A 6,364-nucleotide genomic window follows, 5' to 3' on the forward strand; every position below is an offset into this window, starting at 1 on the left:
CTCCCCCAGGGCGAGCAGCTTGCGCTCCACGGCCCGCAGACCGCCCTCTGCCGGCTCGCAGCCCAGCACCTCCCCGCTGCCGAGACAGACCAACTGCAGGCGGCACCGCACGGCGCCGCGCAGCCGCCACAGCACCAGGGCGTAGAACTTCATCCGGAACAGGGCATCCGCCGCGTACTCCGGCCGGGGGCCTTGCCCGTCTTGTAGTCGACCAGCCGCACCTCGCCGGTCGGCGCCACGTCCACCCAGTCGATGATCCCGCGCAGCGTCAGCCCGGAGTCCAGCGTCGCCTCGACGAACAGCTCCCGCCCCGCCGGCTCCAGCCGGGTCGGGTCCTCCAGCGTGAACCACCGCTCGACCAGCCGCTCCGCCTCGGCCAGCCACTGCGCGACCCGCTCCGGGACGGGCGCCCCGCCCTCCTCGGCGAACAGCTCCGCAAGCTCCGGCTTCGCCGCCGGCAGCCGCTCCCACTCGCCCGCCACCAGAGAACGCGCGCGCGGCCGTACGCTCCACCGCCGGGTCGTCGAAGAGCCGCTCCAGCACCGCGTGCACCAGCGTGCCCCGGGCCACCGCCGCGCTGGGCCTCTCCGGCAGCCGGTCGATCGCCCGGAACCGGTAGCGCAGCGGGCAGGTCAAGAAGTCGGCCACGCGCGACGGCGACAGCGACGGCGGCGCGGGCGGGGCCGGTGTGCCGGAGGCCTCGAACGGCTGCACACCCCCAGCCCTACGCCGATTCGCTCCGCGCGCGATCCGCCGGCACGGCTGCCCATCCGTCGACGCCTGCATCGGCACGTCTCCTCGTCGGCGCGACCTACCCGCCGGCCCCCGGCTCGGGCGGCATCAACTCGTCATACACGGCCTGGTGTTCCCCATCATCACTTGGGCACATCACTCGCCCGTCGGAGAGGCACTTCCAGTGGTGCCGCAACACCTCTTGCGCGGCCGCCTCCGGGCTGTCGAACACCTCGAAGCCGTCCCCGTCCTCGTCGTAGACGTAGTCACAGACATCGCAGACGACGGAGTGCATCTGATGGGTGGGAAAACGCGTCGGCCGCTCCCCTCTCGTTACCGGCCGGCCTGGATGACGGCTGCTGCTTTCCGGCCCCCAGCAGGCCGCAGAGCTCTTGTCCACGCGCTCGGTCCGTGGGGGCGCGGCCGCCTGCCGGTCGGTGGGCGGCATCCGGTGCAGGCCGCTCACGGGGCGGAAGCCATCGTCTTCGCGCTGCGGGCAGGTGGAGAGGGCGAGCAGGTACTCGTGCAGGGTGCGGTTGTAGCCGGCGTCCGTCAGCGCGTGGTGCTGTCCATCGGCTCGCTCCGGCAGTGGTGGGTCTCCGGCCTGGACGACGAGGGACCGCAGCTCGTGGCACCAGCGCGGCACCGAGGGCGGCATCGCCGCCCAGTCGTGGTCCCACAGGGAGTGCAGACGCCAGATGTGCTGGCCGCCGTAGTAGGCGTACAGATGGGTCTCCGGGGAGCCATCGGCGAAGTACTTCGCCACGTCGTCGCGCATCTCGTCGAGGAGCTTGACGTCGGGATGGGTGCGGTCGAGGAGGCAGGGATAGCCGTCGACAGTGCACCGGGGCAGGTTGGGCCACACGTTGTCGGCCATCCACGGGACGTTGAGCACGGCGCTCACGTCCATCCCGTTGTTGACGGCGTAGTAGTCACAGCCGGCGTCGTCGGTGAGGCCGATGGAGACCAGGCCGCGGACGGTGGGATCGGCGGGAAGGAACTCACAGTGGAGGTAGACGCGACGAATGGTCGAAGCGGTGTCGCTCACGTGCTGCTCCTCGGCGTCCGAAAGCGTCTCGGGCAACGCGGTTCATGCGCGTGTGGTGTCCTCGCCGGTCGGTCACGAAGGACCATCGCACGCTGCCCTCCCGGCGCAGGACACATACCGCGCATCCCCATTCCCTGATCCAACGGATTCCCGTTGGGGGCACAGAGTCCGGACAGGCGAATTCCGGAAGGGGGTCGCACCGGGTCAGAACTCGATGGAGGCGGCGGGGACGGTGTCCGGTCCCGTCCCGATGCCCAGCTTCTCCTTGATCTTCTTCTCGATCTCGTCGGCGAGGTCGGGGTTGTCCTTGAAGAAGTTGCGGGCGTTCTCCTTGCCCTGGCCGAGCTGGTCGCCCTCGTAGGTGTACCAGGCGCCGGACTTGTAGAGGAAGCCGTGCTCCAGGCCCAGGTCGATCAGGTCGCCCTCGCGGCTGATGCCCTGCCCGTAGAGGATGTCGAACTCGGCCTGCTTGAAGGGGGGTGCGCACTTGTTCTTGGCCACCTTGACACGGGTGCGGTTGCCGACCGCCTCGGTCCCGTTCTTCAGCGTCTCGATGCGGCGGACGTCCAGGCGCACGGAGGCGTAGAACTTCAGCGCCCGGCCCCCGGGCGTCGTCTCCGGGGAGCCGAACATCACACCGATCTTCTCCCGGAGCTGGTTGATGAAGATCGCCGTGGTCTTCGACTGGTTGAGCGCGCTGGTGATCTTGCGGAGGGCCTGGCTCATCAGGCGGGCCTGCAGACCCACGTGGCTGTCGCCCATCTCGCCCTCGATCTCCGCGCGCGGGACGAGCGCGGCGACGGAGTCGATGACGATGAGGTCGAGCGCGCCGGAGCGGACCAGCATGTCCACGATCTCCAGTGCCTGCTCGCCGTTGTCGGGCTGGCAGACCAGCAGGGCGTCGGTGTCCACACCCAGCCGCTTGGCGTACTCGGTGTCGAGGCCGTACTCGGCGTCGATGAACGCCACGGTGCCGCCGGCGCGTTGGGCGTTGGCCACCGCGTGCAGGGCGAGAGTGGTCTTGCCCGAGGCGTCAGGTCCATAGATCTCCACGACCCGCCCGCGGGGCAGGCCGCCGATGCCAAGGGCGACGTCGAGAGCGATCGACCCGGTGGGGATGACCTCGATGGGGGACCAGGGGTCATCGCCGAGGCACATGACCGAGCCCTTGCCGAAGCGCTTCTCGATCTGGATGAGGGCCAGCTCGAGCGCCCTCTCGCGGTCCTGTTCTTTCATGGCGTCCGCCTGGATGGGATGTGGCGTGTCATTGCGGCCGACGGTCCCGGGTCACCGCGCCGACGGCCCGGGGTGTCGGTTCTGCGGCGGCCCGCGCGGACTTCGGGGCGATGGTGCCGGGTGTCGCATCACTCCGGCTCTGTTTCACCGTCTCGGCGCCGCTCGCGGGGCTGCCGTCAATCTGTGATCTTGTTGGTCGCCGCCGGTTGCCCGGGCGGCGCTGCCGTCCTTCCTCCAGTCGCCTCGGCCGCGGTCGGCTCTTCTCTCCATGGCGGTTCATCGACCGGGTCATCGGGGGGCTTTGGGAGGCCGTGCCCCTCACATCCGTCCAGGACCGTCTCGTTGGAGGAGGCCTCCGGGCGGATACGGGAGTCGTCGTCCTGGTGGTCGTCCCGGTATTCGGGATGACAATCGATACAGGTCAAACCGAGTGCAGCCTGCGGGGTCCAGGTCGCGCAGGGGTCGGTCGGGACAGGGTTGGTCATGCCGGTCAGCCTCTGCGGTGCTCTCGTCGGTCAGAAGGGCTCCTCGCCCTGCCGGGGGGTGGGCGGCTCGCCGTCGCTCTGGGCGAACAGGCCGTCGGCGGGTGGACTGACACCGGCGAAGGCGCTCGCGCGGGGGGCCTTGGTGACCTGCGCGGTGGCGAACCGCAGCGAGGGACCGACCTCGTCGACCCCACACTCGACCACGGTGCGGCGCTCGCCCTCCTTGGTCTCGTACGTCCGCTGGCGCAACCGTCCCTGGACGATGACGCGCGTACCGCGGGTCAGGGACCCGGCGACGTGCCTGGCCATCTGCCCCCAGGCCGAACAGCGCAGGAACAGCGTCTCGGCGTCCCTCCACTTCCCTGTCTCCCGGTCGAAGGCGCGGGGCGTGGAGGCGACGGCGAAGTGCGCGACCGCATCGCCGGACGGGTTGAGGCGTAGCTCGGGGTCATCGGTCAGATTGCCGACCACTGTGATGATGGTTTCACCAACCATGGCTTTTCCTCTCGTTCGACGAGTGATCCCTCACCCGTGCCGGTTCGAGACGGCTGGTAGCCCGGAGTGGGTGGGTCTCGCGCCGCGTGCCGGCGAAGTGGCACGCCGCACTGCGGGGCGAGGCGGTCGTCGGGTTCACTCTCTGTCCTTTCCCGCCCTTTCTCGGCCCGAGTTGGCAAGTCCGGCCGCGATGGGCCGTGCCTCGTGGGCGGGGATGTTCCTCAGCGGAATGCCGAGCCGGGGGACGACGCAGGGGCCGCCGGAAGCGGCCCTTGCACCAGGGGCAAGGCACGCGAAGGAAGCGGATGCGCAGGTCGCGCTTCGAGCCGGCGTCGTGCTTCGGGTCGGCGAGACGGGAGGCGGATCGGCCGGGGTGACGGGCGCCTGGTCGATGCGCTCGAGGTGATCGCGTTCACGCTGGCGAGGAGTTCCGCGCGGTAGCGGCGCGGGGCGTCCGGGTCGGTGTCCGGCAGCGGCAGCGGGGCGCGGGCGAGCCGCTCCCCGCGGACCGCGCGCACCTCGGCGAGGATGTCGGCGGCGATGTGGTGCCGCTGTCGGCCCAGCCGGATCACGGCCGTCCACGCGTCGGTGGCGTCCAGGTCGGCCAGGAGGAGGTATCGGGCTTGTGCCGTGGTCTCCTCCAGATGCGCCGAGGGACACGTCGCGGCGACCGGACCGACGAGCCGTACCGTCTCGGTCGGCGTCAACGATGCCTCCTTCCAGCCGGGACGCGTCGGGTGTCGCGGCGGGCCGTCGCACCGTCGCCCTCGCGATACCCGCACAGAGTGGCGCCGCGGGTGCGGCAACCTGTCCGTGGGGGTTCAGCCACCGCGACCCAGGTGGCCGACCTGGACGATCCAGTGGTGAGAGGGCGGTGGTCATGTCGCACCGCCGTCGAGGGCGAGCAGTTGGCGCAGGTCGAGCTCGCCGGTGCGCCAGGCGCGGGTGACCTTCTCCGGCCCGCCGGGCACGGGGCGAAGGCTGAACGACCGCGGCGGGGGCGCCGGTGCCGCGGCCAGTCCCGGGATCACCTCGCCGGTGTGCGGGTCGGTGACCGGGTCGAGGCAGGCGAGCCGGGTGAAGAATTCCCGCTGCCAGCAGGGGCGCACCCGGGTGAGCGTCTCCACCTCGCTGGGGTGGTTTTCGGCCACCCAGGTGAGGAAGGCGTGCTCGTCGGCGATCACGACCGTCGGCCGGGGGTCGATGAGCGTGATGGTGGCGATGGGCGTGCGGTCCGGCAGGGTCGCCCGGATCGACTTCAGGCCGAGCTCGGCACGGGCCGCGCGCAGCCCGTCGAGCACCGTGCGGCGGGCGGCCTCGTACTCGGCGTCCACCGCGTCGCGCAGCACCCGGAGCACGGCGACCCGGGTGGCTTGGTCCTTGAGGCTCATGCGGCCTGGCCCTCCTACCCGGTCCCGGCCCTCGACTCGGCATCCTGGGCGACCCGGTTCTTCGCCGCCTCGGTGCCGTGGCGCACGATCAGCTCGCCGAGCGTGCGGGTCTCCTTGCCGTCCAGGACGGCGGCGCCGAGCAGGTTGTGCCGGCGGGCCTCCTCGTAGAGGGCGCGCAGGTCCTCGTAGGTGGCGTCCGGCGCGGTGGCCGCCGTGATGTAGTCCGGCGCGGACTTGGCGGGCTTGCCGGCCTCGAGCCAGCCGAGGACGGCCTCGGCGAACTCCGCGCCGGGCTTGTGGAGCACCGTCCCGGACAGCGGCTTGGCCCGGGATTTGGAGATCACCAGGGTGTTCTCGTGGTCGAGGTCGCCGACGATGTCGAATTCGTACTCGATGCCCTCTCGCTGCTCGGGCTTGAGCCCGACCTTGCGCGGCACCTTGCGCCCGCGCTCGTCGGCCTCGACGACGTACTCGGTCTTGGTGCGCATGGTGACGATGAGGTGACCGGGATAGGCGAGCAGGGCGTCGAGCATCGCCCGTTCCAGGGGGCGGGCCTCCTTCCAGCCGGCGAAGCTGCCTCCCGCCCCGACGCGCCTGGCCGCGTTGTCGACCTGCTCCAACATCCCGCCGGCGCCGGACCAGAAATGGCTCAGGGAGTCGACGATCATGACGTCGTAGCCGTCGTGAGCGGCCACCGCGAGCGCCTCGACGAGCGCGGTGGGCTCGAACGTGGTGAGCGGAAGGGTGTCGAAGGCGAACTCGTCGGCATACTTGGCGGCGCTGCCGTGCTCGGTGTCGACCAGGGCGATCCGGTCGCCGAGCCCGGTGCCGGTGACCAGGGCGGTGTAGGTCTTGCCCGATCCGGTGGGCCCGGTGAGCGCGATGCGGGCCTTGGCCTGTTCCTTGGTGGCGGGGATGAAGGCGAGGTGGTTCACGCCGTGCTCCTCTAACGTCTCCGACGGGGTTCGGGGTGGGCC

At 70.9% G+C, this 6,364-nt stretch carries 6 protein-coding genes and 1 pseudogene; all 7 read right to left on the reverse strand.

What is annotated here, in order from left to right:
• Positions 1 to 786, reverse strand: a pseudogene (locus C1I97_RS28645) (RecB family exonuclease); the annotation flags it as partial.
• A gap of 25 nt (positions 787 to 811) precedes the next feature.
• Positions 812 to 1,780, reverse strand: coding sequence for a hypothetical protein (locus C1I97_RS28650; protein WP_111006039.1), 969 nt, complete (start codon positions 1,778 to 1,780; stop codon positions 812 to 814).
• 204 nt (positions 1,781 to 1,984) lie between these two features.
• On the reverse strand, positions 1,985 to 3,016 hold the full coding sequence (recA, locus tag C1I97_RS28655; protein WP_111006033.1) for a recombinase RecA: 1,032 nt from the start codon (positions 3,014 to 3,016) through the stop codon (positions 1,985 to 1,987).
• A 515-nt stretch (positions 3,017 to 3,531) separates the two neighbouring features.
• Complete coding sequence (locus C1I97_RS28665; RefSeq protein ID WP_111006035.1) at positions 3,532 to 3,996, reverse strand: single-stranded DNA-binding protein; 465 nt, start codon at positions 3,994 to 3,996, stop codon at positions 3,532 to 3,534.
• Between the two features lie 221 nt (positions 3,997 to 4,217).
• Positions 4,218 to 4,703 carry a hypothetical protein gene (locus C1I97_RS28670; RefSeq protein ID WP_111006036.1) on the reverse strand — a complete coding sequence of 162 codons (486 nt, stop codon included), beginning with the start codon at positions 4,701 to 4,703 and terminating at the stop codon, positions 4,218 to 4,220.
• A gap of 171 nt (positions 4,704 to 4,874) precedes the next feature.
• The gene (locus C1I97_RS28675) at positions 4,875 to 5,387 is read right to left on the reverse strand and encodes a hypothetical protein (protein WP_111006037.1); all 513 of its coding nucleotides are present in this window, start codon (positions 5,385 to 5,387) and stop codon (positions 4,875 to 4,877) included.
• Positions 5,388 to 5,401: 14 nt separating this feature from the next.
• A partial coding sequence (locus C1I97_RS28680) for an ATP-binding protein (protein WP_309147834.1) occupies positions 5,402 to 6,364 on the reverse strand: 963 nt, incomplete at its 5' end.

This window comes from Streptomyces sp. NTH33 (genome assembly GCF_003236365.1).
GTDB lineage: Bacteria > Actinomycetota > Actinomycetes > Streptomycetales > Streptomycetaceae > Streptomyces.